Genomic DNA, 22797 nt, shown 5'->3' with positions numbered 1-22797 from the left:
CACGAATCACATTTGACCTGCTGGGGGGCAAGACTCCCCGGCCTTACGAGTGGGGCGAATACACATGAAAGACTTATTAGGTCTTCTAAAATCACAAGGACAATCTGACGAGTTTGATGCGATCCGTATCGGCTTGGCGTCACCAGATATGATTCGTTCATGGTCTTACGGTGAAGTTAAGAAACCGGAAACCATCAACTATCGTACGTTCAAACCTGAGCGTGACGGCTTGTTCTGTGCAAAAATCTTTGGTCCTATTAAGGACTACGAATGCTTATGTGGTAAATATAAGCGTTTGAAACACCGTGGTGTTATCTGTGAGAAGTGTGGCGTTGAAGTGGCTCTGTCTAAAGTGCGTCGTGAACGCATGGGTCACATTGAGCTTGCATCGCCAGTTGCACACATTTGGTTCCTAAAATCTCTTCCATCACGTATTGGTCTTATCATGGATATGACTTTGCGTGACATCGAGCGAGTATTGTACTTTGAATCTTTCATCGTGATTGATCCAGGTATGACGACGCTTGATAAAGGGCAGTTGTTGAATGACGAGCAATATTTTGAAGCGCTAGAAGAATTCGGTGACGAATTTGATGCCCGTATGGGTGCTGAAGCGGTTCAGATGTTGTTGCGCGATTTGGATATGCCTGAAGAAATTAATCGCATGCGTGAAGAGCTAAACAGCACGAATTCTGAAACTCGTATTAAGAAGCTATCTAAGCGTCTTAAGCTTGTTGAAGCTTTCTATCATTCAGGAAATAACCCTGAATGGATGGTGCTAGATGTATTGCCTGTTCTTCCACCAGATCTACGTCCTTTGGTACCTCTTGAAGGTGGCCGTTTTGCGACGTCTGATTTGAACGACCTTTATCGTCGTGTGATCAACCGTAATAACCGTCTAAAACGACTATTAGAGCTTTCTGCTCCAGACATCATCGTACGTAACGAAAAACGTATGTTGCAAGAGTCTGTTGATGCATTGCTTGATAACGGTCGTCGTGGTCGTGCCATTACAGGTTCTAACAAGCGTCCTCTGAAATCTTTGGCAGATATGATCAAAGGTAAGCAAGGTCGTTTCCGCCAGAACTTGCTAGGTAAGCGTGTAGATTACTCTGGTCGTTCTGTAATCACAGTAGGTCCTTCTTTACGTTTGCATCAGTGTGGTCTTCCTAAGAAGATGGCGCTTGAATTATTTAAACCGTTTATCTTCTCTAAACTTGAGCTTCGTGGCATGGCGACGACGATCAAGGCAGCGAAGAAAATGGTTGAGCGTGAAACGCCTGAAGTATGGGATATCTTAGATGAAGTTATCCGTGAGCATCCGGTTATGTTGAACCGTGCGCCAACACTTCACCGTTTGGGTATCCAAGCATTTGAACCAATGCTAATCGAAGGTAAAGCGATTCAGTTGCACCCACTTGTGTGTGCGGCTTATAACGCCGACTTCGATGGTGACCAAATGGCGGTACACGTTCCGTTGACAATTGAAGCTCAGCTAGAAGCGCGTGCTTTGATGATGTCTACGAACAACATTTTGTCTCCAGCTAACGGTGAGCCAATCATTGTTCCTTCTCAGGACGTTGTATTGGGGCTGTACTACATGACTCGTGAGAAAATCAATGCCAAAGGTGAAGGCATGGCGTTTTCTGACATCAAAGAAGTACACCGTGCTTACGGCGCGAAACAAGTTGAATTGCACGCTAAAGTAAAAGTTCGTGTCAGCCAAGTTGATACAACACTAGAAGGTGAAAAAGTACCTTCTACTTTCGTTGCAGATACAACTGTTGGTCGTGCGCTATTGTTCGATATTGTTCCTGATGGCCTACCATTCTCTGTGGTTAACCAAACCATGAAGAAGAAAGCGATCTCTAACCTTATCAACGAGTGTTACCGTAAAGTTGGTTTGAAAGAGAGCTGTATTTTTGCCGATCAGCTGATGTACACAGGTTTTGCTTACGCAACAGCTTCTGGTTCCTCTGTTGGTGTTGACGATTTCGTTATTCCGCCAGAAAAAGCAGAAATCATTGCTAAAGCAGAAGCAGAAGTTAAAGAAATCGAATACCAGTATGCAGACGGTCTTGTAACGCAAGGCGAGAAGTACAACAAGGTAATCGATTTATGGTCTCGTACTAACGAAACTGTTACTGACGCTATGATGAAAAACTTGGCGAAAGAAACGACGATCGATAAAGAGGGTAATGAGGTTGAACAACAATCTTTCAACTCTGTTTATATGATGGCCGATTCTGGTGCCCGTGGTAGTGTTGCGCAGATGCGTCAGTTGGGTGGTATGCGTGGTCTGATGGCGAAACCAGATGGTTCCATCATCGAAACACCGATCACTGCGAACTTCCGTGAAGGTTTGTCTGTATTACAGTACTTTACCTCTACTCACGGTGCTCGTAAGGGTCTTGCGGATACAGCATTGAAAACAGCGAACTCTGGTTACTTGACTCGTCGTCTAGTGGATGTTGCTCAGGATTTGGTTATTACTGAAACTGACTGTAATACATCTAACGGTATCGTGGTTAATGCCATGATCGAAGGTGGTGATGTTGTTGTTCCTCTAGGTCAGCGTGTGTTGGGTCGTGTTGTGGCTCAAGATGTAAATGATGCTAAAGGAAACCTTGTTCTTTCTGCTGGCACTTTGATTGATGAGCATGACGTTCGTGCAATCGAAGCAGCTGGTGTGGACGAGATGATTATTCGTTCCGTTATTACTTGTGACACGCGTCATGGTGTTTGTGCGAAATGTTACGGTCGTGACTTGGCTCGTGGCCATCAGGTTAACATCGGTGAAGCAGTGGGTGTTGTTGCTGCTCAATCTATCGGTGAGCCAGGTACACAGTTAACCATGCGTACGTTCCACATCGGTGGTGCGGCATCTCGAGCATCTGCTGTCGACAGTGTTCAGGTTAAGAGTGCGGGTACTGTTCGCTTCCATAAGATGAAGAGTATCGAGCGTGATACTGGTCATTTGGTTGTGGCTTCTCGTTCTTCTGAGTTGGCGATTGCTGATGAAGCTGGTCGTGAGAAAGAGCGTTATAAGCTTCCTTACGGTGCGGTATTGAGTGTTCGTGAAGGTGATGCAGTTGTAGCGGGTCAAATCGTTGCAAACTGGGATCCACACACACACCCAATCGTTTCTGAGATGGAAGGTCGTCTTGAATTCAGTGGTATGGAAGAGAACGTTACTATCCGTCGCCAATCTGATGATATGACTGGCTTAACTACCATTGAAGTTATGGAAGTGAAAGATCGCCCTTCTGCAGGTAAAGATCTACGTCCAATGATTGCGGTAGTTGATGCAGAGGGTAACCCTGTATTGATTCCAGGTACGGATTCTCCTGTGCAATACATGCTTCCAGAAAAAGCTCTATTGAGCTTGGATCACGGTGCAACTGTGAAGTCTGGTGAAGTATTGGCTCGTATTCCACAAGAATCACAAGGTAACAAAGATATTACCGGTGGTTTGCCACGAGTTGCTGACTTATTTGAAGCGCGTCGCCCGAAAGATCCTGCTGTTATGGCAGAAGCAAGTGGTGTAGTGAGCTTCGGTAAAGAGACGAAAGGCAAGATCCGTTTGGTTATCACGCCTCAAGATGGCAGTGATCCAATTGAGACTTTGATTCCGAAATGGCGTCAAATCAATATCTTTGATGGTGAAGAAGTGGCGAAAGGCGAGATTATTGCCGATGGTCCTTTGAGCCCTCATGACATTTTGCGCCTAAAAGGTGTAGAAGCATTAGCTGACTACATTAGTAATGAAGTGCAAGAAGTTTACCGCTTACAAGGTGTTGTGATTAACGATAAGCACATCGAAGTTATCGTTCGTCAGATGCTACGTAAAGTGGAAGTGGGTGAGTCTGGTGATACAGATCTTATCCAAGGTGATCAGGTTGAGTTGACTCAACTTCTTGATGCAAACGAGAAAGCGGAAGCAGAAGGTAAATTCCCTGCTAAGTTTGAACGTGTGCTTCTGGGTATCACTAAAGCATCTTTGGCTACTGAGTCCTTTATATCAGCAGCGTCTTTCCAAGAAACAACTCGAGTTCTTACGGAAGGTGCGGTAACTGGTAAGAAAGATCACTTACGTGGCTTGAAAGAAAACGTTGTAGTGGGTCGTTTGATACCAGCAGGTACAGGCTTGGCTTACCACAATGAGCGCAAGAGAAAGAAAGAGCTTGCGCAAGCAGCAAAAGAAGGAAGTTCAGTGGTAAGTGCGTCAGATGTGGAAGAAGCATTGAGCGCAGCACTGAAAGACTAGTTATTTGCTGTTAAATCGTGAGGGAGGTGATTTTTTAGTCACCTTCCTCTTGACTGTTTTATAGGCGCAAATTAAACTTGCGCCTCCTTAATTTTGGCGATTTCCGCCATAAGAATTGGATTTGTGGAGCTTGTCTAATGGCAACCGTTAACCAGTTGGTTCGTAAACCACGTAAACGTAAAGTGGCAAAGAGTGACGTACCTGCGTTACAAGCTTGTCCGCAACGCCGCGGTGTCTGCACTCGCGTATATACTACTACACCTAAAAAGCCTAACTCGGCTTTGCGTAAAGTATGTCGTGTTCGCTTGACTAACGGCTTTGAAGTAACTTCCTACATTGGTGGTGAAGGTCATAATCTACAAGAACACAGTGTTGTACTGATCCGTGGCGGTCGTGTAAAAGATTTGCCAGGTGTTCGTTATCACACAGTTCGCGGTAGTTTAGATACTTCAGGCGTACAAAATCGTAAGCAAGGTCGTTCTAAATACGGTACTAAACGTCCTAAGTAAGTTAATACTGCTTAGATCATCGTTTAGACATAATTTTGTAATACAGTAAGGCCGAGCAATTGTTGAATTGTCTCGGGCGAACCTGAAGAGGGTATAGAAATGCCAAGAAGACGCGTCGTCGCAAAGCGTGATGTACTTCCGGATCCTAAACACGGAAGCCAACTACTCGCTAAATTCATTAACCACGTAATGGTTAGTGGTAAAAAATCTGTTGCAGAGAGCATCGTATACAACGCTCTAAACACTGTTGCAGAGCGCGCTAAAACTGAAGAGCCTATGGCTGTCTTCGAAAAAGCACTAGAATCTATCCAACCAATGGTTGAGGTTAAATCTCGCCGTGTTGGTGGTGCAACTTATCAAGTTCCTGTTGAAGTACGTCCAGCTCGCCGCGCAGCTTTGTCTATGCGTTGGTTGGTTGATGCTTCTCGCAAACGTGGTGAGAAATCAATGGCTCTACGCCTAGCTGGCGAAATTTTAGATGCTGCTGAGAATAAAGGTTCTGCTGTTAAGAAACGTGAAGACGTTCATCGCATGGCAGAAGCGAACAAAGCATTTTCTCATTACCGTTTCTAATCTCCTGGAGAGCTATACACAGTGGCACGTAAAACACCTATCAACCGCTACCGTAATATTGGTATTTGTGCGCACGTTGATGCAGGTAAAACGACGACAACTGAACGCGTTCTTTTCTATACAGGTCTGTCTCATAAAATAGGTGAGGTGCACGATGGTGCGGCTACTATGGATTGGATGGAGCAAGAACAAGAACGCGGTATTACCATCACTTCAGCGGCAACAACTTGCTTCTGGAGTGGTATGAGTAAACAGTTTGAACAGCATCGTATCAATATTATTGATACGCCTGGGCACGTAGATTTCACTATTGAAGTGGAGCGTTCTTTGCGTGTTCTGGATGGTGCCGTTGTTGTGCTTTGTGGCTCTTCTGGCGTACAGCCTCAGACTGAGACTGTATGGCGACAAGCGAATAAATATGAAGTGCCTCGTATGGTGTTCGTCAATAAGATGGACCGAACAGGTGCGGATTATTTTTCGGTTGTTGAGCAGCTTAAAGCTCGCCTAGGAGCGAATGCCGTTCCTATTCAAATTAACATCGGTACTGAAGATGACTTCAAGGGCGTTGTTGATTTGATTCTCATGAAAGCCATTATGTGGAATGAAGAAGATCAAGGTATGTCTTACGAATTGGAAGATATACCAGCCGACCTTCTTGAGACTGCTGGAGAATGGCGAGAAGAGATGGTTGAAGCGGCTGCGGAAGCAAATGAAGAATTAATGGATAAGTACCTTGAAGAAGGTGAGTTATCTATTGAAGAAATTAAAAGTGGCTTGCGTGCACGAACTTTAGCGAATGACATTGTTCTTGTTACTTGTGGTTCGGCCTTTAAAAATAAAGGCGTGCAAGCTGTTTTGGATGCTGTTGTTGAATACATGCCTTCACCGCTTGAAGTTAAAGCGATTGAAGGGACGCTTGAGGATGGCGAAACGGCTGTTACTCGAGTGGCTGATGATGAGGCTCCTTTCTCTGCATTGGCGTTCAAGATAGCAACCGATCCGTTTGTTGGTACTTTGACATTCATGCGTGTGTACTCTGGTATGTTGCGTTCGGGTGATGCAGTTTACAACTCTGTTAAACAGAAGCGTGAGCGTATCGGCCGGATGGTTCAGATGCATGCAAATGATCGTGAAGAGATCAAAGAGGTGTTGGCGGGTGATATTGCTGCAGCTGTAGGTATGAAGTACGTAACTACAGGTGACACTCTTTGTGATATGAACGATGTTGTTGTACTTGAACGTATGGAATTTCCAGAGCCTGTTATTTCTGTTGCGGTTGAGCCTAAATCTCAAGCGGATCAAGAAAAAATGGGTATTGCGTTGGGTAAGCTAGCGCAAGAAGATCCTTCTTTCCGTGTGGAAACGCATGAAGAGACAGGGCAAACAATTATTTCAGGTATGGGTGAGCTGCATCTTGATATTCTTGTTGACCGTATGCGTCGCGAGTTTAAGGTGGAGGCGAACATTGGTAAGCCTCAGGTTTCCTACCGTGAAAAAATTCGCAAAGAAGTGGTGGTTAATCACAAATTTGTGCGTCAATCTGGTGGTCGTGGCCAATACGGTCACGTCGTAATGAAGTTGATTCCATCTGATAAAGATGGTCTTGAGTTTGTTAACGAGATTGTTGGTGGTGTTATTCCTAAAGAATACATCCCTGCGATAGAAAAAGGTGTTTCAGAGCAAATGAAGAATGGTGTCATTGCTGGGTATCCTTTATTGGGTCTCAAGGTGGTATTATTCGATGGTTCATTCCATGATGTTGACTCTAATGAAATGGCCTTTAAAATTGCAGCTTCTCAAGGTTTGAGAAAAGGGGCGGTTGATGCCGATCCTTGTGTTCTTGAGCCGGTAATGAAAGTGGAAGTTGTGACTCCTGAAGAATATATGGGCGATGTGATGGGTGACTTGAATCGTCGTCGAGGTATTGTTCAGGGGATGGACGATTCCCCGTCAGGGAAGATTATTCGTGCTGAAGTTCCTCTCGGGGAGATGTTCGGATATGCAACTGACGTGCGTAGCTTGTCGCAAGGGCGTGCAAGTTATGCAATGGAGTTTGAGAAATACGCTGAAGCACCGGCTAGTGTGGCAGACGCGATCATCAAAAATGAAGATTAATCATCATACTTACTAATTCTTAAGGTGTATGTATCATGGCAAAGAGTAAATTCGAACGTAATAAACCACACGTTAACGTTGGTACTATTGGTCACGTTGACCATGGTAAAACAACTCTAACTGCAGCATTGACTCGTGTATGTGCAGAAGTATTCGGCGGCGAAGCTGTTGCTTTTGACGGTATCGATAATGCTCCAGAAGAGCGTGAGCGTGGTATCACTATCTCAACTTCTCACGTTGAGTATGATTCTCCAGTACGTCACTACGCACACGTAGACTGTCCAGGACACGCCGATTATGTTAAAAACATGATCACTGGTGCTGCTCAAATGGACGGCGCTATCCTTGTTTGTGGTGCGACTGACGGCCCTATGCCTCAGACTCGTGAGCACATCTTGCTTTCTCGTCAAGTAGGTGTTCCTTACATCGTAGTATTCCTAAACAAAGCTGACTTGTTGGCTGAAGACTGTGGCGGCGCGGATTCTGAAGAATACGCTGAAATGCTAGAGTTGGTTGAAATGGAATTGCGTGACCTTCTTTCTGAATACGACTTCCCAGGTGATGACACTCCAATCATCCCAGGTTCTGCTTTGATGGCATTGAACGGCGAAGACGACAACGAAATGGGTACAACTGCAGTTAAGAAGCTTGTTGAGACTCTTGACGAATACATTCCTGAGCCAGAGCGTGCTATCGATGGTGCTTTCATCATGCCTATCGAGGACGTATTCTCTATCCAAGGTCGTGGTACTGTTGTAACTGGTCGTGTTGAGCGCGGTATCATCCGTGTTCAAGAAGAAGTTGAAATCGTTGGTATCGTTGATACTACTAAGACAACTTGTACTGGTGTTGAGATGTTCCGTAAACTTCTTGACGAAGGTCGTGCTGGTGAGAACTGTGGTATCCTTCTACGTGGTACTAAGCGTGAAGACGTTCAGCGTGGTCAAGTATTGGCTAAGCCTGGTTCTATCACTCCTCACACTGAGTTCACAGCAGAAGTATACGTGTTGGGTAAAGATGAAGGTGGTCGTCACACTCCATTCTTCAAAGGCTACCGTCCACAGTTCTACTTCCGTACAACTGACGTAACTGGTGCTTGTTCTCTACCTGAAGGCGTAGAAATGGTTATGCCTGGTGATAACATTCAGATGACTGTTGAACTGATTCACCCAATCGCGATGGACGAAGGTCTACGTTTCGCGATCCGTGAAGGTGGTCGTACAGTTGGTGCTGGTGTTGTAGCTAAAATTCTTAAATAATTAGACTTTGTTCTAGTTAGATAAGTTTTAAAAGCCGCCCTTAGTGGGCGGCTTTTTTATTGGTTTATTTTTGTTGCTTGCAAATTGGTTACTTGACAACCAGTTTCTGAGTGGCTAATATTCGCCGTCCTTAAAAAGGATTGTGGTTTAATAAATGTACAGTTAAACCATAAATACACAGTATTTGGAGTTGGAAATGCAAAGCCAAAAAATCCGTATTCGTCTGAAAGCATTTGATCATCGTCTGATTGATGCTTCAACACAAGAAATTGTGGACACAGCGAAACGTACAGGTGCACAAGTTCGTGGACCAATTCCACTTCCTACTCGCAAAGAGCGTTATACAGTATTGATTTCACCACACGTAAACAAAGATGCGCGTGATCAGTATGAAATCCGTACACACAAACGTGTTCTAGACATCGTTGAGCCAACTGAAAAAACAGTTGACGCTTTGATGAAGTTAGATCTTGCGGCAGGCGTGGAAGTACAAATTTCTTTAGGTTAATAGCCTAAAATCTGGGGTGCGAGAACCGACTGGTTATCAGTCGGCTTATGCACATTAGTGGAATGATCTGGAATGGTCAGCCGTAGCGGGTGATAGCCCCATACACAACTGGCAAGTGAGGTAAAAAATGGCTATTCAATTAGTCGGACGCAAAGCCGGAATGACACGTGTCTTCACAGAAGAAGGTGTATCCGTGCCAGTAACCGTCATCGAGGTTGAACCGAACCGCGTTACTCAGGTGAAAACAGCAGAAACTGACGGCTACCAAGCTGTTCAAGTAACTGTAGGTTCTCGCCGTTCGAGCCGCGTTAACAAAGCTGCTGCGGGTCATTATGCAAAAGCGAATGTTGAAGCAGGTCGTGGTTTGTGGGAGTTCCGCCTGGCAGGTGACGAAAAAGAAATCAATGTTGGTGATGAGCTAACTGTTGCTGATTTCGAATCTATCCAAACGGTTGATGTAACTGGTCAATCAAAGGGTAAAGGATTTCAGGGTGCCATCAAGCGTCATAATTTCTCTATGCAAGACGCTACGCATGGTAACTCATTGTCTCACCGTGCACCTGGTTCCATCGGTCAATGTCAAACACCTGGTCGTGTTTGGAAAGGCAAGAAGATGGCTGGCCACATGGGTGCTGCACAAGTTACTACTCAATCACTAGAAGTGGTTCGTGTAGACACAGAACGTAACCTTATCCTAGTGAAAGGTGCCGTACCTGGTGCAGTGAATGGTGATGTTATTCTTCAATCAGCTGTTAAAGCTCGCTAAGAGGGGTAGACAATGAACTTGAATCTAACAGGCGCAGAAGGAACAGTAGAAGTTTCTGATGTAGCCTTTGCTCGTGAATACAACGAAGCGCTAGTACACCAAGTAGTTACATCTTATTTGGCTGGCGGTCGTCAAGGTTCTCGTGCTCAAAAAACTCGCTCTGAAGTAGCCGGTGGTGGACGTAAACCTTGGAAACAAAAAGGTTCTGGTCGTGCACGTGCAGGTACTATCCGTAGCCCATTATGGCGCTCAGGTGGTGTTACCTTCGCTGCGAAACCACAAGATCACTCTCAGAAAGTGAACAAGAAGATGTACCGTGCAGCAATGCGCACCATCTGGTCTGAACTTGTACGTCAAGACCGTCTTGTTGTGGTTGAAGATCTTAAATTGGAAGCCCCAAAAACTAAGCTCTTCATAGCAAAAATGACAGAATTGAATGTTGAGAATGCTTTGATTGTTTCCCATGAATTGGATGACAATTTGTTTTTAGCAGCTCGCAATATTCCTAGCGTAGATGTGCGCGATGCAGCGTCTATCGATCCTGTTAGCTTGATTGCTTACGACAAAGTGTTGGTGACAGTTGGTGCTCTGAAACAAGTTGAGGAGGCACTAGCATGATCGGCGAACGCATTTATAAAGTTCTGTTGGGTCCACACATTTCCGAAAAAGCAACTATCGTAGCCGAAGGCAACGGTCAGTATGTATTTCGTGTAACGGGTGATGCGACAAAACCTGAAATCAAACAAGCTATCGAAGCGCTTTTTGAAGTCAAAGTTGAGTCTGTACGTACGTTGAACCAAAAAGGTAAGACTAAGCGCACAGTTCGTGGTCTAGGTAAGCGTAGCGACGTGAAAAAAGCGTACGTTCGTTTGGCCGAAGGTCAAGACATTGATTTCATGGTCGCTGAATAAGGGGAGATAGGTCAATGGCTGTTGTAAAAAGTAAGCCAACGTCTGCAGGCCGTCGTCACGTTGTTAAAGTTACCAACAGTGACTTGCACAAAGGCGCACCTTATGCACCTTTGCTAGACAAAAAAAGCAAGTCAGGTGGACGTAACAATAACGGACGCATCACTACGCGTCACGTAGGTGGTGGTCATAAGCAGCATTATCGTATGGTTGATTTTCGTCGTAACAAAGACGGAATTCCTGCGGTAGTTGAGCGTTTGGAATATGATCCAAACCGTTCTGCAAATATTGCATTGATTAAATATGCTGATGGTGAGCGTCGTTACATTATCGCTTCCAAAGGTATGGTTGCAGGCAATGTTGTTTTTAGTGGTGCAGATGCGCCTATCAAAGCTGGTAATACTTTGCCTCTGCAAAATATTCCAGTTGGTAGTACGGTTCACTGTATCGAGCTTAAGCCAGGTAAAGGTGCACAAGTTGCGCGTTCTGCCGGTGCTTCAGCTCAGCTAGTTGCACGTGAAGGTCGTTACGTTACTCTTCGTCTACGTTCAGGCGAAATGCGTAAAGTATTGACTGAGTGTCGCGCCACTTTGGGTGAAGTATCAAACTCCGAGCATAGCTTGCGAGTTCTTGGTAAAGCTGGTGCTACGCGTTGGCGTGGTGTTCGTCCTACCGTTCGCGGTGCGGCAATGAACCCAGTTGATCACCCACATGGTGGTGGTGAAGGTCGTAGTAAGGGTGGTCGTCATCCTGTTTCACCTTGGGGTATTCCTGCTAAAGGGTACAAAACACGCAGCAACAAGCGTACTGATAAACTTATTGTACGTCGCCGTACTAAGTAATAAGAGGAAACGACTGTGCCACGTTCACTAAAAAAAGGTCCTTTTATCGACCTTCATTTGTTGAAAAAGGTAGAGGCTGCGGTAGAGAAAAAAGATCGCCGTCCAATTAAAACTTGGTCGCGCCGTTCTACTATCTTCCCTGATTTTGTAGGGTTGACTATCGCTGTCCATAATGGTCGCCAGCATGTTCCAGTTCTAGTAACTGAAGACATGGTCGGTCATAAATTGGGTGAGTTCGCTCCGACCCGTACATATCGTGGTCATGCTGCGGACAAGAAAGCCAAACGGTAATAAGGGGTATTAACATGAGTGAAGTAAGCGCTTCATTGAAGGGTGCTCGCCTCTCAGCGCAGAAGGCCCGTTTGGTTGTAGATCAAATCCGCGGCAAATCTGTTAGCGAAGCACTGAACATTTTAACGTTCAGTCCTAAAAAGGCGGCAGTAATTGTCAAGAAGGTACTTGAGTCTGCGATAGCGAACGCTGAGCATAACGAAGGTGCTGATGTAGATGACTTGCGTGTTTCTACGGCGTATGTGGATGAGGCAATGACTCTGAAACGTATTATGCCACGTGCTAAAGGCCGTGCTGACCGTATTTTGAAACGCGGTTGTCACATAACAGTTAAAGTCGCTGACTAATTAGGAGAAACCCAATGGGTCAGAAGGTTCATCCAACTGGTATACGCCTAGGGATAGTTAAAGACCATACTTCTACTTGGTATGCGAATAATCAAAACTACTCTAAGCTGCTATTAAATGATCTTCAGGTTCGTGAGTACTTGGAGAAAAAATTGGTTCAGGCGTCTGTTTCTCGTATCGAGATCCAACGTCCTGCTCAAACAGCTCGCATTACTATTCACACTGCCCGTCCAGGCATCGTGATTGGTAAGAAAGGCGAAGATGTTGAAAAACTACGTAATGCTATTTCAGAAATGATGGGCGTTCCTGTACACATCAACATCGAAGAAATTCGTAAGCCTGAAATGGACGCGAAATTGGTTGCGCAAAACATTGCTAGCCAACTTGAGCGCCGTGTAATGTTCCGTCGTGCAATGAAGCGTGCAGTACAAAACGCTATGCGTGCCGGTGCGAAGGGTATCAAGGTTCAGGTAAGTGGTCGTCTAGGCGGTGCAGAAATTGCCCGCGCTGAGTGGTACCGTGAAGGTCGTGTGCCTCTACATACACTACGTGCAGACATCGACTACGCTCCTTATGAAGCAAACACAACTTACGGCATCATTGGCGTAAAAGTGTGGATCTTTAAAGGCGAAATCTTGGGCGGTATTGAACAAGTGCGTGCTGATAAAGGCGCACAAAAGAAGAAGTCTAAGTAGGGGGTAAGTCATGTTACAACCGAAACGTACTAAATTCCGTAAGATGATGAAAGGCCGTAATCGTGGTCTTGCATTACGCGGAAACCAAGTTAGCTTTGGTGAATTCGGATTGAAGTCCACAGAACGTGGTCGTATTACTGCTCGTCAAATTGAAGCGGCGCGTCGTGCAATGACTCGTCACATCAAACGTGGTGGTAAAATTTGGATTCGTGTGTTCCCTGATAAGCCGATTACTCAGAAGCCTCTTGAGGTTCGTCAGGGTAAAGGTAAGGGTAATGTAGAATACTGGGTTGCACAAATTCAGCCTGGTAAGATGCTTTATGAAGTTGAGGGCGTTTCAGAGCAACTAGCACGCGAAGCTTTTGCGCTAGCTGCAGCTAAACTTCCTTTGTCCACAACTTTCGTAACGCGTACGGTGATGTAGATGATAGCAAAAGAACTGCAAGAAAAGTCTGTAGCAGAGCTACAAGCGACCTTGATTGAGCTTCTACGTGAGCAATTCACATTGCGCATGCAGAAAGCGACTGGTCAGTTGACGCAAACTCATTTGCTTTCTCAAGTCCGCCGCAATATCGCACGTGTTAAAACCGTGCTTAATGATAAGGCAGGTAACTAAGATGGCAGAAACAAAAGCGCGTACAGCTACTGGTAAGGTAGTCAGCGACAAAATGGATAAAACCATTACAGTACTAGTTGAGCGTACAGAAAAACACCCTCTATACGGTAAGTTCGTACGTCGTTCAACGAAATTACACGCTCACGATGAAAACAATGAGTGCCAGATCGGTGATACAGTTAAGGTCGTAGAAACACGTCCTTACTCTAAGTCTAAGACTTGGAATCTGGTTCAAGTTGTAGAGAAAGCAGCAGCTGTATAAGCTGCTCCTTCCTTCGTGAGACTTGTTATCTAATTTGATTGGAGAGCAGTAATGATTCAAACAGAATCGATGCTTGATGTTGCAGATAACAGCGGCGCAAAGCGTGTTCAGTGTATTAAAGTACTGGGTGGCTCACATCGTCGTTATGCTGCTATCGGTGACATCATTAAGGTCACAGTGAAAGAAGCGATCCCTCGTGGTCGTGTTAAAAAAGGGCAGGTTCTTAACGCTGTTGTCGTTAGAACTAAGAAAGGTGTTCGTCGCTCTGATGGTTCCGTAATCCGCTTTGATGTAAATTCAGCGGTATTGTTGAACGCTTCAGGACAGCCTATTGGTACTCGTATCTTTGGCCCTGTAACACGTGAATTGCGTACAGAGCAGTTCATGAAAATTGTTTCTCTTGCACCTGAAGTGCTGTAAGAGAGAGGGGGACATTATGCGAAAAATCAAACGTAACGACGAAGTTATCGTGATTGCTGGGAAAGACAAAGGCAAACGCGGTAAAGTTGTTAAGGTAGTAGACGAAAACCGAGTTCTAGTTTCTGGCATTAACACTGTTAAGAAGCATGAAAAACCAAACCCTATGAAGGGTTCAACTGGTGGTATCGTTGAACAAGAAGCACCTATCCAGGTTTCGAATGTAGCCATTTTTAACAATGCTACTGGTAAAGCGGATCGCGTCGGCTTTAAATTGAATGAAGACGGTACGAAAGTACGTATCTTTAAATCAAATAGTGAAGCGATCGACGCCTAAGAGCGAGAATTATAGCCATGGCGAGACTTAAGCAAGTTTATAAAGATCAAGTTGTAGCAAAACTTACAGAAGAGTTTAGCTACAAAAACGTGATGGAAGTGCCGAAAATCACTAAAATCACACTAAATATGGGTGTAGGTGAAGCTATTGCTGACAAGAAACTTCTTGAGCATGCAGTAAATGATCTAGAAGCACTTAGCGGCCAAAAAGTTGTAGTGACTAAGGCGCGTAAATCAGTAGCAGGCTTTAAAATCCGTGACGGTTACCCGATCGGTTGTAAAGTAACTCTACGTGGTGAGCGTATGTGGGATTTCTTCGACCGTTTGGTTGATGTTGCTATCCCACGTATCCGTGACTTCCGTGGACTTAATCCTAAGTCTTTCGACGGTCGCGGTAACTACAGCATGGGTGTTAAAGAGCAAATCATCTTCCCTGAAATCGACTACGATAAAGTAGATCGTGTACGTGGTATGGATATTACCATTACAACGACTGCTCGTACCGATGAAGAAGGTCGTGCTTTGTTAGCCGCCTTTAGTTTCCCTTTCAAGAAATAAGAGGTAGGAATCATGGCAAAGATCTCAATGATTCAGCGCGAAGCAAAACGTACCAAATTAGTAGCTAAGTACGCTGAAAAGCGTGCTGCTCTAAAAGCGATCATTAGCGACGTTAATGCATCGGACGATGAAAAGTGGGAAGCAACGCTTAAATTGCAAGCGCTTCCACGCGATTCATCTTCTTCTCGCCAGCGTAACCGTTGTCAAGTAACAGGTCGTCCACACGGTGTTTACCGTCGTTTCGGCTTGTCTCGTATCAAACTGCGTGAAGCAGCGATGCGTGGTGACGTGCCAGGCTTGAAGAAAGCTAGTTGGTAAGCAAGTAGAGCGCGATCATAATACATTGCAGTGAGTGGGGTGTCTAAAAGCTGGACATTCCGCTCGCTGCTGTGTACTATGCGCGAGCTCTATTTGCTGCACAATGGTTTTTTAAATTAGGAGCTCTTAAATGAGTATGCAAGATACCCTTGCGGATATGTTTACACGTATTCGTAATGCACAGATGGCTTCAAAGACATCTGTGAGCATGCCTTCATCAAAAATGAAAGCATCTATCGCTGCAGTTCTACGCGAAGAAGGTTACGTAGGTGACTTCTCTGTAGACGAAGCAGTGAAACCGACTCTTACTATCGAATTGAAATATTACGAAGGTAAGCCGGTTATCGAACAAATTAAACGCGCATCTCGCCCAAGTTTGCGTCAATACAAAGGCACTACTTCACTTCCTAAAGTAGAAGCAGGTCTTGGTGTTGCTATCATCTCTACTTCTAAAGGTGTGATGACAGACCGTGCAGCTCGTGCTGCTGGTATTGGTGGCGAAGTAATCTGCACAGTATTCTAGGAGTTAGTATGTCTCGAGTTGCTAATAGTCCCGTGACGCTTCCTAGTGGTGTAGATTTGACACTAAATGGCCAAACTGTCGTTGTTAAAGGCGGTAAAGGTTCTTTAGAGTTTAATGTTCACACAAGCGTTCAAGTGTCTAAAGAAGAAAATGTAATCACTTTCGCTCCACGCGATGGTGCAAAACAAAGCCGTGCCTTAGCTGGTACAACTCGTGCTTTAGTTAACAACATGGTTGTTGGTGTTAGCCAAGGTTTCGAAAAAAGATTGCTTCTTCAAGGTGTTGGTTACCGTGCTGCCGTTAAAGGTAAAGTACTGAACCTTTCTCTGGGTTTTTCTCATCCAGTAGATTACGAACTACCTGAAGGCATAACAGCTGAATGTGCTTCTCAAACAGAAATCGTGATTCGCGGTATTGATAAACAAGCCGTTGGTCAGGTTGCTGCAGAAGTTCGCGGTTTCCGTCCGCCTGAGCCTTATAAAGGTAAGGGTGTTCGTTATGCTGACGAGATTATTCGTCGTAAAGAAGCTAAGAAGAAGTAGGTAAGCATTCATGAACACTAAAAAACAATCTCGGATTCGTCGTGCACGTCGTGCTCGTTTGCATATTCGTGACTTAGGTGCGAATCGTCTTGCTGTACATCGCACGCCTCGCCATATGTATGCTCAAGTGATTTCTCCTTGCGGTAGTAAAGTACTAGCTAGTGCTTCTACTCTTGAAGAAGCTCTTCGTGGTACAGCGACTGGTAACAAAGCAGCAGCTAAAGAAGTTGGTACTTTGATCGCTACTCGCGCTAAAGAAGCAGGTGTCACTTCGGTCGCTTTTGACCGTTCTGGCTTCAAATATCATGGTCGCGTTCAAGCTCTTGCTGACGCTGCACGTGAAGCCGGTCTAGAGTTTTAAGGGGTAGCAAATGGCTGTTAATGATCAACAAACTAGCGACCTCCAAGAGAAGCTAGTTCAAGTAAACCGCGTTGCTAAAGTTGTTAAGGGTGGTCGTATCTTCTCTTTCACAGCTTTAACAGTTGTCGGTGATGGAAATGGTAAAGTTGGCTTTGGTCGCGGTAAAGCGCGTGAAGTTCCACAAGCGATTCAAAAAGCTATGGAGCAAGCACGTCGCAATATGGTTTCTGTAAAACTTGACGGTGATACGCTTCAGTATCCTGTTAAAGCATCTCACGGTGCTTCAAAAGTTTACATGCAACCTGCGTCTCAAGGTACTGGTGTTATCGCCGGTGGTGCAATGCGTGCGGTTCTTGAAATCGCTGGTGTGCACAACGTATTGGCGAAATGTTACGGTTCTACAAACCCAGTAAACGTAGTTCGCGCTACGATCAAAGGTTTGCAGGATATGAAAGCGCCTGAGCAAATCGCGGCTAAACGCGGTAAGTCAGTCGATCAAATTTTGGGGTAATGTGTTATGGCGAATAATACCATCACAGTTCAACTAACCCGTAGCCCGATCGGTCGTCTTCCAAAGCACCGTGAAACTGTAAAAGGTTTGGGTTTACGCAAAGTTGGCCAAACTCGTGAGTTGGAAGATACACCAGCGGTACGTGGTATGGTTAATAAAGTTTATTACATGGTTAAAGTGGTAGGAGAGTAATATGTTTTTAAATACAATTAGTCCTGCCGAAGGTAGCAAACATGCTCCTAAACGTGTTGGTCGCGGTATTGGTAGCGGCTTGGGTAAAACTGGCGGACGTGGTCATAAAGGTCTTAAGTCTCGCTCAGGTGGCTCAGTAAAACCTGGTTTTGAAGGCGGTCAAATGCCTTTGCAGAAACGTCTGCCAAAATTTGGTTTTACTTCACGTCAAGCGAAGTATGTTGCTGAGGTTCGTCTAAACGAGCTTGCTGCTGTAAATGCTGAAGTTGTAGATTTAGCTGCTCTTAAAAGCGCCGACATTCTTGGTCACCAAATTAAAACTGCACGTGTAATTTTGTCTGGTTCTATCGACAAAGCTGTTACCGTTCGTGGTCTTAAAGTGACTAAAGGTGCTCGTGCTGCTATTGAAGCAGCTGGCGGAAAAGTCGAGGAATAAATGGCAAAGCGTGGCTCACTACCTGCTGGGATGCAAAACGGATTAAGCGAGCTTTGGTCTCGTATTCGCTTTGTGTTTTTAGCAATTATTGTATACCGAATTGGTGCACATATCCCTGTCCCAGGAATTAACCCTGATAGGTTGTCTGCATTGTTTGATCAAAATGAAGGCACAATTCTGAGTTTATTTAACGTATTCTCAGGGGGCGCGTTAGAGCGTATGAGTATTTTTGCGCTTGGTATTCTGCCCTATATTTCTGCCTCTATTATTATGCAGTTATTGACGGTTGTGAGTCCGCAGCTAGAGCAGTTGAAAAAAGAAGGTGAGGCGGGTCGTCGTAAGATTACTCAATATACTCGCTATGGTACCGTCCTTCTTGCGTTGGTTCAGTCGGCTAGTATGTCGGTTGGCCTTGCAAGTCAGGGTATTTCATTCAGTACAGGTATGGAATTCTATGCCGTTGCTGTTGTTACTCTTGTGGCTGGTACTGTCTTTTTGATGTGGTTGGGAGAACAAGTTACAGAGAAAGGCATTGGTAATGGTATTTCCATTCTAATCTTTGCTGGTATCGTAGCGGGTCTTCCTTCAGCTTTAGCTCAGTCTTTTGAATCGGCTCGTCAAGGCGATATTAATATTTTAGCTTTGCTGTTAATCGGTATTTTAGCGATTGCTACGGTTGCGTTTGTCGTGTTCATTGAACGTGGTCAACGTCGTATCACTGTTAATTACGCGAAAAGACAGCAAGGCAAAAAAGTGTTTGCTGCACAAAAGAGTCATTTGCCACTTAAAGTAAACATGGCTGGTGTAATACCACCGATCTTTGCTTCAAGTATCCTTTTGTTCCCTGCATCGATCGGCCAATGGTTCGGTCAAGGTGAGGGTATGGAATGGTTGCAAAATATTTCTTTGGCTCTCGCTCCAGGGCAACCGCTCTATGTGTTGTTGTTTGCAATTGCAATTGTCTTCTTTTGCTTTTTCTACACAGCGCTAGTGTTCAACCCTAAAGATGTAGCAGATAACTTGAAAAAGTCCGGTGCTTTTTTGCCGGGTATTCGTCCAGGTGATCATACAGCTCGATATATTGATGGTGTAATGACCCGTTTGACATTGTTTGGTGCTTTGTACATCACTCTAGTGTCTTTGATGCCTCAGTTCTTTGTCGTTGCGTGGAATGTTCCATTCTACTTTGGCGGTACTTCTATGTTGATCGTAGTAGTGGTTGTCATGGACTTTATGTCGCAAGTTCAAAGTCATCTGATGAGTCAGCAATACGAGTCATTAATGAAGAAATCTAATCTGACTGGCTATGGTCCAAATGGCCTTATGTGATAAACATAGGTTGGAGTGAACATGAAAGTACGTGCATCTGTAAAGAAAATCTGTCGTAACTGCAAAATCGTTCGTCGTAACGGTTCAGTTCGAGTGATTTGCATTGAGCCTCGTCATAAGCAACGTCAAGGCTAATTGCGAGTTTCTCAATGATAGGAAAGGGTGGTTGATTTATGGCCTAAAGATAGGCATAATCAGCCGCCCTCATGAAAGTAAAGTGATGGTTTATTAGTTAATCATCTATAACAACGGAGTAAAGTGATGGCTCGTATAGCCGGTGTCAATATTCCTGACAATAAACATGCGGTCATTTCTCTGACTTACATCTTCGGAATTGGTCGCACTCGTTCACGCGCTATTTGTGCAGCTACGGGTGTTGCTGAAACTGCGAAAATCGGTTCATTAAGTGATGATGTCCTTGATGAACTTCGTGGTGAAGTTGGTAAGTACACTGTAGAGGGTGACTTGCGTCGTGAAGTCAGCATGTCTATCAAACGTTTGATGGACTTAGGTTGCAACCGCGGGATCCGTCATCGCCGCAGCCTACCTGTTCGTGGTCAACGTACCAAAACGAACGCTCGTACACGAAAAGGCCCACGTAAGCCAATTCGTAAGTAATTTAAACGCGTTTCGCTCTAACCATATAATTAGGTTAGAGCTGAGCATTAAATAGGAAAGTGCAATATGGCTAAGCCAGCAACGCGCAGCACCAAGAAGAAAGTCAAAAAGACGGTCGTCGACGGTGTTGCTCATGTACATGCATCATTTAATAATACGATCGTGACAATCACTGATCGCCAAGGTAACGCTCTTTCATGGGCTACTGCAGGTGGTTCTGGTTTCCGCGGATCTCGTAAAAGTACACCATTCGCAGCTCAAGTAGCAGCGGAACGTGCCGGTGCTGTCGCTCAAGAATTCGGCCTTAAAAACGTTGACGTAATGATCAAGGGCCCTGGTCCAGGTCGTGAGTCCGCAGTTCGTGCATTGAATGCATTGGGCTTGCGTATCAATAACATCACAGATGTGACGCCAATTCCACACAATGGTTGTCGTCCACCTAAGAAACGTCGCGTTTAATTGAGGAGACAGATACATGGCTCGTTATATAGGTCCAACTTGTAAGTTGTCTCGTCGTGAAGGTACCGACTTGCAATTGAAGAGCGGTTCACGCGCTCTTGAGTCGAAATGTAAAGCAGAAACAGTTCCAGGTGTGCACGGTGCACGTCGCGGTCGTCTTTCTGATTACGGCTTACAATTACGTGAGAAACAAAAAGTACGTCGTATGTACGGTGTTCTTGAAAAACAATTCCGTAATTACTACAAATCTGCGGCTCGTCTTAAAGGCGCAACAGGTGAAAACTTGTTACAACTTTTAGAGTCTCGTTTGGATAACGTTGTTTATCGCGCAGGTTTTGGTTCTACACGTGCGGAAGCTCGTCAGTTAGTAGGCCATAAAGGCATTCTAGTAAATGGCGCTACGGTTAACATTCCATCTTACCAAGTTAAAGCTGGTGATGTTGTGTCTATCCGTGAAAAAGCTAAGAAGCAATTGCGTGTTCAAAGCGCACTAGAGCTATCTAAAAGTCGTGCAGCGATCCATTGGATCGAGGTTGATTCAACCAAATTGGAAGCAACTTATAAAGCGCTTCCAGAGCGTGCCGATTTATCAGCTGAAATTAATGAGAACCTAATTGTCGAGCTTTACTCTAAGTAAGCCGGTAATTAGGATTAAGAAATAGGTGGATCTATGCAGCGTTCAGTGAGCGAATTGTTAACCCCACGCAACATTGAAGTGCAAGAGTTAGGGAATAGCCGAGCTAAAGTTACACTGCAACCTCTAGAACGTGGTTTTGGTCATACTTTGGGTAATGCGCTACGCCGTATTCTTTTATCTTCTATGCCAGGTTGTGCGATTGTTGAAGTTGAAATCGACGGTGTATTGCATGAATACAGCGCAATCGAAGGGGTTAAAGAAGATGTAATTGAGATTCTTCTTAACCTGAAAGGAGTTGCGATCGCTCTACACGGGCAAGATGAAGCAACTCTTACTCTAAGTAAAAAGGGTCCTGGTGTCGTAACAGCTGGAGATATCCAGTTGGTTTCTGATGCAGAGATCGCTAATCCTGACCATGTAATTGCGCATTTAGATGATACTGCAGAGTTATCTATGCAGATCAAAGTTGCGCGTGGTCGTGGTTATGAGCCTGCTGATGCCCGTACTGCCGGCGACGATGAGACTCGTCCTATCGGTCGCTTGCAACTGGATGCTTCATTCAGCCCTGTTCGTCGTGTTGCTTATAGTGTTGACAATGCTCGTGTTGAGCAACGCACTGACTTGGATAAATTGGTCCTAGACATTGAGTCTAACGGCACAATTGATCCAGAAGAAGCAATTCGCAGAGCAGCAACTATTCTTCAACAACAGATTGCCGTATTCGTCGCTCTTGAAAGCGAAAGTGAAGCACCTGTTGAAGAAGAAGAAGATGAAATTGATCCAATTTTGCTACGCCCGGTTGATGATCTTGAGTTGACCGTTCGCAGTGCTAACTGTTTAAAAGCAGAGAACATTTATTACATCGGTGATTTGATTCAACGTACTGAGGTTGAGCTTCTTAAGACGCCTAACCTAGGTAAGAAGTCGTTAACTGAAATCAAAGATGTTTTAGCACAGCGTGGTTTGTCTTTGGGAATGCGTCTAGAAAACTGGCCACCAGCTAGTTTGAAAGACGATAGCAAAGTTCTAGCTCGCTAGGTCATTGTTCCCTGACCACCGTAGTTTGGTAAGGAATGTAAAATGCGTCATCGTAAGAGTGGACGTCACTTAAACCGTACTAGCTCACATCGTAAAGCGATGTTTAAAAATATGGCTGCTTCTTTGTTTGAGCACGAAGTTATTAAAACTACGTTGCCTAAAGCAAAAGAATTACGTCGTGTTGCTGAGCCGTTAATCACATTGGCGAAAGTTGATTCCGTAGCGAATCGTCGCCTTGCCTTTGCTCGTACTCGTAGCAAAGATGCAGTAGGTAAATTGTTCTCTGAACTTGGTCCTCGTTACCAAGCTCGTCCTGGCGGTTATGTTCGCATTCTAAAATGTGGATTCCGTGCAGGTGACAACGCACCTATGGCTTACGTTGAATTGGTCGATCGACCAGTTACAGAAGCCGCTGAGTAATATCAGTTTGTAATAAAAAAGCCGAGCTTATGCTCGGCTTTTTTTTCGCTGAAATTTATTACTCAAAGTGACTTAAAGGTCAAAAAAAGGCTGATGAAACTCAATTCATCAGCCTTTTTGTCATTCCAGAGTTTGAAATTAATA

At 44.8% G+C, this 22797-nt stretch carries 33 protein-coding genes; all 33 read left to right on the top strand.

Annotated elements, in window-relative coordinates:
• The first annotated feature begins 64 nt into the window (after positions 1–64).
• The 33 genes from rpoC (at position 65) to rplQ (ending at position 22653) form a co-directional block, all read left to right on the top strand.
• A complete protein-coding gene (gene rpoC / locus ACMUMQ_RS15120) occupies positions 65–4267 on the top strand; it encodes a DNA-directed RNA polymerase subunit beta' (protein WP_414682757.1) in 4203 nt (1400 codons plus the stop codon).
• Positions 4268–4404: 137 nt separating this feature from the next.
• The gene (gene rpsL / locus ACMUMQ_RS15115) at positions 4405–4776 is read left to right on the top strand and encodes a 30S ribosomal protein S12 (protein ID WP_013659444.1); all 372 of its coding nucleotides are present in this window, start codon (positions 4405–4407) and stop codon (positions 4774–4776) included.
• Positions 4777–4875: 99 nt separating this feature from the next.
• Positions 4876–5349, top strand: coding sequence for a 30S ribosomal protein S7 (rpsG, locus tag ACMUMQ_RS15110; protein WP_317005403.1), 474 nt, complete (start codon positions 4876–4878; stop codon positions 5347–5349).
• A 21-nt stretch (positions 5350–5370) separates the two neighbouring features.
• Positions 5371–7464, top strand: coding sequence for an elongation factor G (fusA, locus tag ACMUMQ_RS15105; protein ID WP_414682756.1), 2094 nt, complete (start codon positions 5371–5373; stop codon positions 7462–7464).
• 35 nt (positions 7465–7499) lie between these two features.
• Positions 7500–8723, top strand: coding sequence for an elongation factor Tu (gene tuf, locus ACMUMQ_RS15100; RefSeq protein WP_414682755.1), 1224 nt, complete (start codon positions 7500–7502; stop codon positions 8721–8723).
• A 196-nt stretch (positions 8724–8919) separates the two neighbouring features.
• On the top strand, positions 8920–9231 hold the full coding sequence (gene rpsJ / locus ACMUMQ_RS15095; RefSeq protein WP_012071937.1) for a 30S ribosomal protein S10: 312 nt from the start codon (positions 8920–8922) through the stop codon (positions 9229–9231).
• Positions 9232–9358: 127 nt separating this feature from the next.
• A complete protein-coding gene (gene rplC / locus ACMUMQ_RS15090; RefSeq protein ID WP_414682754.1) occupies positions 9359–9997 on the top strand; it encodes a 50S ribosomal protein L3 in 639 nt (212 codons plus the stop codon).
• Positions 9998–10009: 12 nt separating this feature from the next.
• Positions 10010–10615: a 50S ribosomal protein L4 gene (gene rplD / locus ACMUMQ_RS15085; protein WP_317005399.1), complete on the top strand. Its 606-nt coding sequence runs from the start codon at positions 10010–10012 to the stop codon at positions 10613–10615.
• Positions 10612–10908 (top strand): 50S ribosomal protein L23, encoded by a 297-nt coding sequence (rplW, locus tag ACMUMQ_RS15080; RefSeq protein ID WP_191596020.1) that lies wholly within the window; start codon positions 10612–10614, stop codon positions 10906–10908. Before rplD ends, rplW begins: the two co-directional genes overlap by 4 nt.
• Before the next feature lie 14 nt (positions 10909–10922).
• Positions 10923–11747 (top strand): 50S ribosomal protein L2, encoded by an 825-nt coding sequence (gene rplB / locus ACMUMQ_RS15075; protein ID WP_347984847.1) that lies wholly within the window; start codon positions 10923–10925, stop codon positions 11745–11747.
• Positions 11748–11762: 15 nt separating this feature from the next.
• Complete coding sequence (gene rpsS / locus ACMUMQ_RS15070; protein ID WP_036163121.1) at positions 11763–12038, top strand: 30S ribosomal protein S19; 276 nt, start codon at positions 11763–11765, stop codon at positions 12036–12038.
• A gap of 14 nt (positions 12039–12052) precedes the next feature.
• The gene (gene rplV / locus ACMUMQ_RS15065) at positions 12053–12385 is read left to right on the top strand and encodes a 50S ribosomal protein L22 (protein WP_110577367.1); all 333 of its coding nucleotides are present in this window, start codon (positions 12053–12055) and stop codon (positions 12383–12385) included.
• Between the two features lie 14 nt (positions 12386–12399).
• Positions 12400–13080, top strand: coding sequence for a 30S ribosomal protein S3 (rpsC, locus tag ACMUMQ_RS15060; protein WP_414682753.1), 681 nt, complete (start codon positions 12400–12402; stop codon positions 13078–13080).
• Positions 13081–13090: 10 nt separating this feature from the next.
• On the top strand, positions 13091–13504 hold the full coding sequence (gene rplP, locus ACMUMQ_RS15055; protein ID WP_133004497.1) for a 50S ribosomal protein L16: 414 nt from the start codon (positions 13091–13093) through the stop codon (positions 13502–13504).
• On the top strand, positions 13505–13696 hold the full coding sequence (gene rpmC, locus ACMUMQ_RS15050) for a 50S ribosomal protein L29 (RefSeq protein WP_317005397.1): 192 nt from the start codon (positions 13505–13507) through the stop codon (positions 13694–13696).
• A gap of 1 nt (position 13697) precedes the next feature.
• Complete coding sequence (rpsQ, locus tag ACMUMQ_RS15045) at positions 13698–13958, top strand: 30S ribosomal protein S17 (protein ID WP_013797833.1); 261 nt, start codon at positions 13698–13700, stop codon at positions 13956–13958.
• A 51-nt stretch (positions 13959–14009) separates the two neighbouring features.
• Positions 14010–14378: a 50S ribosomal protein L14 gene (rplN, locus tag ACMUMQ_RS15040; protein ID WP_067020125.1), complete on the top strand. Its 369-nt coding sequence runs from the start codon at positions 14010–14012 to the stop codon at positions 14376–14378.
• Positions 14379–14394: 16 nt separating this feature from the next.
• On the top strand, positions 14395–14712 hold the full coding sequence (rplX, locus tag ACMUMQ_RS15035; RefSeq protein WP_317005395.1) for a 50S ribosomal protein L24: 318 nt from the start codon (positions 14395–14397) through the stop codon (positions 14710–14712).
• A gap of 17 nt (positions 14713–14729) precedes the next feature.
• Entirely contained in the window at positions 14730–15269 is a 540-nt protein-coding gene (rplE, locus tag ACMUMQ_RS15030; RefSeq protein WP_012071924.1) for a 50S ribosomal protein L5, read from the top strand.
• Positions 15270–15281: 12 nt separating this feature from the next.
• Positions 15282–15587, top strand: a complete 306-nt coding sequence (rpsN, locus tag ACMUMQ_RS15025; RefSeq protein ID WP_067020116.1) for a 30S ribosomal protein S14 — start codon at positions 15282–15284, stop codon at positions 15585–15587.
• A 130-nt stretch (positions 15588–15717) separates the two neighbouring features.
• Positions 15718–16110, top strand: coding sequence for a 30S ribosomal protein S8 (rpsH, locus tag ACMUMQ_RS15020; protein WP_347984850.1), 393 nt, complete (start codon positions 15718–15720; stop codon positions 16108–16110).
• 8 nt (positions 16111–16118) lie between these two features.
• Positions 16119–16652 carry a 50S ribosomal protein L6 gene (gene rplF / locus ACMUMQ_RS15015; protein ID WP_414682752.1) on the top strand — a complete coding sequence of 178 codons (534 nt, stop codon included), beginning with the start codon at positions 16119–16121 and terminating at the stop codon, positions 16650–16652.
• Between the two features lie 10 nt (positions 16653–16662).
• The gene (gene rplR / locus ACMUMQ_RS15010) at positions 16663–17013 is read left to right on the top strand and encodes a 50S ribosomal protein L18 (protein WP_414682751.1); all 351 of its coding nucleotides are present in this window, start codon (positions 16663–16665) and stop codon (positions 17011–17013) included.
• Positions 17014–17023: 10 nt separating this feature from the next.
• Positions 17024–17524, top strand: a complete 501-nt coding sequence (gene rpsE / locus ACMUMQ_RS15005) for a 30S ribosomal protein S5 (protein WP_317005390.1) — start codon at positions 17024–17026, stop codon at positions 17522–17524.
• Positions 17525–17530: 6 nt separating this feature from the next.
• Entirely contained in the window at positions 17531–17716 is a 186-nt protein-coding gene (gene rpmD, locus ACMUMQ_RS15000; protein ID WP_036163144.1) for a 50S ribosomal protein L30, read from the top strand.
• Position 17717: 1 nt separating this feature from the next.
• Positions 17718–18152 (top strand): 50S ribosomal protein L15, encoded by a 435-nt coding sequence (gene rplO, locus ACMUMQ_RS14995; protein ID WP_317005389.1) that lies wholly within the window; start codon positions 17718–17720, stop codon positions 18150–18152.
• Positions 18153–19481 carry a preprotein translocase subunit SecY gene (secY, locus tag ACMUMQ_RS14990; protein WP_317005388.1) on the top strand — a complete coding sequence of 443 codons (1329 nt, stop codon included), beginning with the start codon at positions 18153–18155 and terminating at the stop codon, positions 19479–19481.
• A 21-nt stretch (positions 19482–19502) separates the two neighbouring features.
• The gene (rpmJ, locus tag ACMUMQ_RS14985; protein ID WP_110577380.1) at positions 19503–19616 is read left to right on the top strand and encodes a 50S ribosomal protein L36; all 114 of its coding nucleotides are present in this window, start codon (positions 19503–19505) and stop codon (positions 19614–19616) included.
• Between the two features lie 126 nt (positions 19617–19742).
• Positions 19743–20099 (top strand): 30S ribosomal protein S13, encoded by a 357-nt coding sequence (gene rpsM / locus ACMUMQ_RS14980; protein WP_212653854.1) that lies wholly within the window; start codon positions 19743–19745, stop codon positions 20097–20099.
• Between the two features lie 66 nt (positions 20100–20165).
• The gene (gene rpsK, locus ACMUMQ_RS14975) at positions 20166–20558 is read left to right on the top strand and encodes a 30S ribosomal protein S11 (RefSeq protein WP_414682750.1); all 393 of its coding nucleotides are present in this window, start codon (positions 20166–20168) and stop codon (positions 20556–20558) included.
• Positions 20559–20574: 16 nt separating this feature from the next.
• Positions 20575–21195 (top strand): 30S ribosomal protein S4, encoded by a 621-nt coding sequence (rpsD, locus tag ACMUMQ_RS14970; protein ID WP_347984856.1) that lies wholly within the window; start codon positions 20575–20577, stop codon positions 21193–21195.
• A gap of 33 nt (positions 21196–21228) precedes the next feature.
• A complete protein-coding gene (locus tag ACMUMQ_RS14965) occupies positions 21229–22233 on the top strand; it encodes a DNA-directed RNA polymerase subunit alpha (protein ID WP_347984857.1) in 1005 nt (334 codons plus the stop codon).
• A 42-nt stretch (positions 22234–22275) separates the two neighbouring features.
• A complete protein-coding gene (gene rplQ / locus ACMUMQ_RS14960; RefSeq protein ID WP_212653851.1) occupies positions 22276–22653 on the top strand; it encodes a 50S ribosomal protein L17 in 378 nt (125 codons plus the stop codon).
• Positions 22654–22797: the final 144 nt, after the last annotated feature.

This window comes from Marinomonas algae (genome assembly GCF_047525555.1).
Classification (GTDB): domain Bacteria; phylum Pseudomonadota; class Gammaproteobacteria; order Pseudomonadales; family Marinomonadaceae; genus Marinomonas.
This window is presented reverse-complemented; position numbering and strand designations above follow the sequence as displayed.

What these genes read in the sequence shown, in the direction of transcription:
- rpoC (WP_414682757.1), top strand. Translation starts at nt 65, where the DNA reads ATGAAAGACTTATTAGGTCTTCTAAAATCACAAGGACAATCTGACGAG.
- rpsL (WP_013659444.1), top strand. Translation starts at nt 4,405, where the DNA reads ATGGCAACCGTTAACCAGTTGGTTCGTAAACCACGTAAACGTAAAGTG.
- rpsG (WP_317005403.1), top strand. Translation starts at nt 4,876, where the DNA reads ATGCCAAGAAGACGCGTCGTCGCAAAGCGTGATGTACTTCCGGATCCT.
- tuf (WP_414682755.1), top strand. Translation starts at nt 7,500, where the DNA reads ATGGCAAAGAGTAAATTCGAACGTAATAAACCACACGTTAACGTTGGT.
- rpsJ (WP_012071937.1), top strand. Translation starts at nt 8,920, where the DNA reads ATGCAAAGCCAAAAAATCCGTATTCGTCTGAAAGCATTTGATCATCGT.
- rplC (WP_414682754.1), top strand. Translation starts at nt 9,359, where the DNA reads ATGGCTATTCAATTAGTCGGACGCAAAGCCGGAATGACACGTGTCTTC.
- rplD (WP_317005399.1), top strand. Translation starts at nt 10,010, where the DNA reads ATGAACTTGAATCTAACAGGCGCAGAAGGAACAGTAGAAGTTTCTGAT.
- rplW (WP_191596020.1), top strand. Translation starts at nt 10,612, where the DNA reads ATGATCGGCGAACGCATTTATAAAGTTCTGTTGGGTCCACACATTTCC.
- rplB (WP_347984847.1), top strand. Translation starts at nt 10,923, where the DNA reads ATGGCTGTTGTAAAAAGTAAGCCAACGTCTGCAGGCCGTCGTCACGTT.
- rplV (WP_110577367.1), top strand. Translation starts at nt 12,053, where the DNA reads ATGAGTGAAGTAAGCGCTTCATTGAAGGGTGCTCGCCTCTCAGCGCAG.
- rpsC (WP_414682753.1), top strand. Translation starts at nt 12,400, where the DNA reads ATGGGTCAGAAGGTTCATCCAACTGGTATACGCCTAGGGATAGTTAAA.
- rplP (WP_133004497.1), top strand. Translation starts at nt 13,091, where the DNA reads ATGTTACAACCGAAACGTACTAAATTCCGTAAGATGATGAAAGGCCGT.
- rpmC (WP_317005397.1), top strand. Translation starts at nt 13,505, where the DNA reads ATGATAGCAAAAGAACTGCAAGAAAAGTCTGTAGCAGAGCTACAAGCG.
- rpsQ (WP_013797833.1), top strand. Translation starts at nt 13,698, where the DNA reads ATGGCAGAAACAAAAGCGCGTACAGCTACTGGTAAGGTAGTCAGCGAC.
- rplN (WP_067020125.1), top strand. Translation starts at nt 14,010, where the DNA reads ATGATTCAAACAGAATCGATGCTTGATGTTGCAGATAACAGCGGCGCA.
- rplX (WP_317005395.1), top strand. Translation starts at nt 14,395, where the DNA reads ATGCGAAAAATCAAACGTAACGACGAAGTTATCGTGATTGCTGGGAAA.
- rplE (WP_012071924.1), top strand. Translation starts at nt 14,730, where the DNA reads ATGGCGAGACTTAAGCAAGTTTATAAAGATCAAGTTGTAGCAAAACTT.
- rpsN (WP_067020116.1), top strand. Translation starts at nt 15,282, where the DNA reads ATGGCAAAGATCTCAATGATTCAGCGCGAAGCAAAACGTACCAAATTA.
- rpsH (WP_347984850.1), top strand. Translation starts at nt 15,718, where the DNA reads ATGAGTATGCAAGATACCCTTGCGGATATGTTTACACGTATTCGTAAT.
- rplF (WP_414682752.1), top strand. Translation starts at nt 16,119, where the DNA reads ATGTCTCGAGTTGCTAATAGTCCCGTGACGCTTCCTAGTGGTGTAGAT.
- rplR (WP_414682751.1), top strand. Translation starts at nt 16,663, where the DNA reads ATGAACACTAAAAAACAATCTCGGATTCGTCGTGCACGTCGTGCTCGT.
- rpsE (WP_317005390.1), top strand. Translation starts at nt 17,024, where the DNA reads ATGGCTGTTAATGATCAACAAACTAGCGACCTCCAAGAGAAGCTAGTT.
- rpmD (WP_036163144.1), top strand. Translation starts at nt 17,531, where the DNA reads ATGGCGAATAATACCATCACAGTTCAACTAACCCGTAGCCCGATCGGT.
- rplO (WP_317005389.1), top strand. Translation starts at nt 17,718, where the DNA reads ATGTTTTTAAATACAATTAGTCCTGCCGAAGGTAGCAAACATGCTCCT.
- secY (WP_317005388.1), top strand. Translation starts at nt 18,153, where the DNA reads ATGGCAAAGCGTGGCTCACTACCTGCTGGGATGCAAAACGGATTAAGC.
- rpmJ (WP_110577380.1), top strand. Translation starts at nt 19,503, where the DNA reads ATGAAAGTACGTGCATCTGTAAAGAAAATCTGTCGTAACTGCAAAATC.
- rpsM (WP_212653854.1), top strand. Translation starts at nt 19,743, where the DNA reads ATGGCTCGTATAGCCGGTGTCAATATTCCTGACAATAAACATGCGGTC.
- rpsK (WP_414682750.1), top strand. Translation starts at nt 20,166, where the DNA reads ATGGCTAAGCCAGCAACGCGCAGCACCAAGAAGAAAGTCAAAAAGACG.
- rpsD (WP_347984856.1), top strand. Translation starts at nt 20,575, where the DNA reads ATGGCTCGTTATATAGGTCCAACTTGTAAGTTGTCTCGTCGTGAAGGT.
- ACMUMQ_RS14965 (WP_347984857.1), top strand. Translation starts at nt 21,229, where the DNA reads ATGCAGCGTTCAGTGAGCGAATTGTTAACCCCACGCAACATTGAAGTG.
- rplQ (WP_212653851.1), top strand. Translation starts at nt 22,276, where the DNA reads ATGCGTCATCGTAAGAGTGGACGTCACTTAAACCGTACTAGCTCACAT.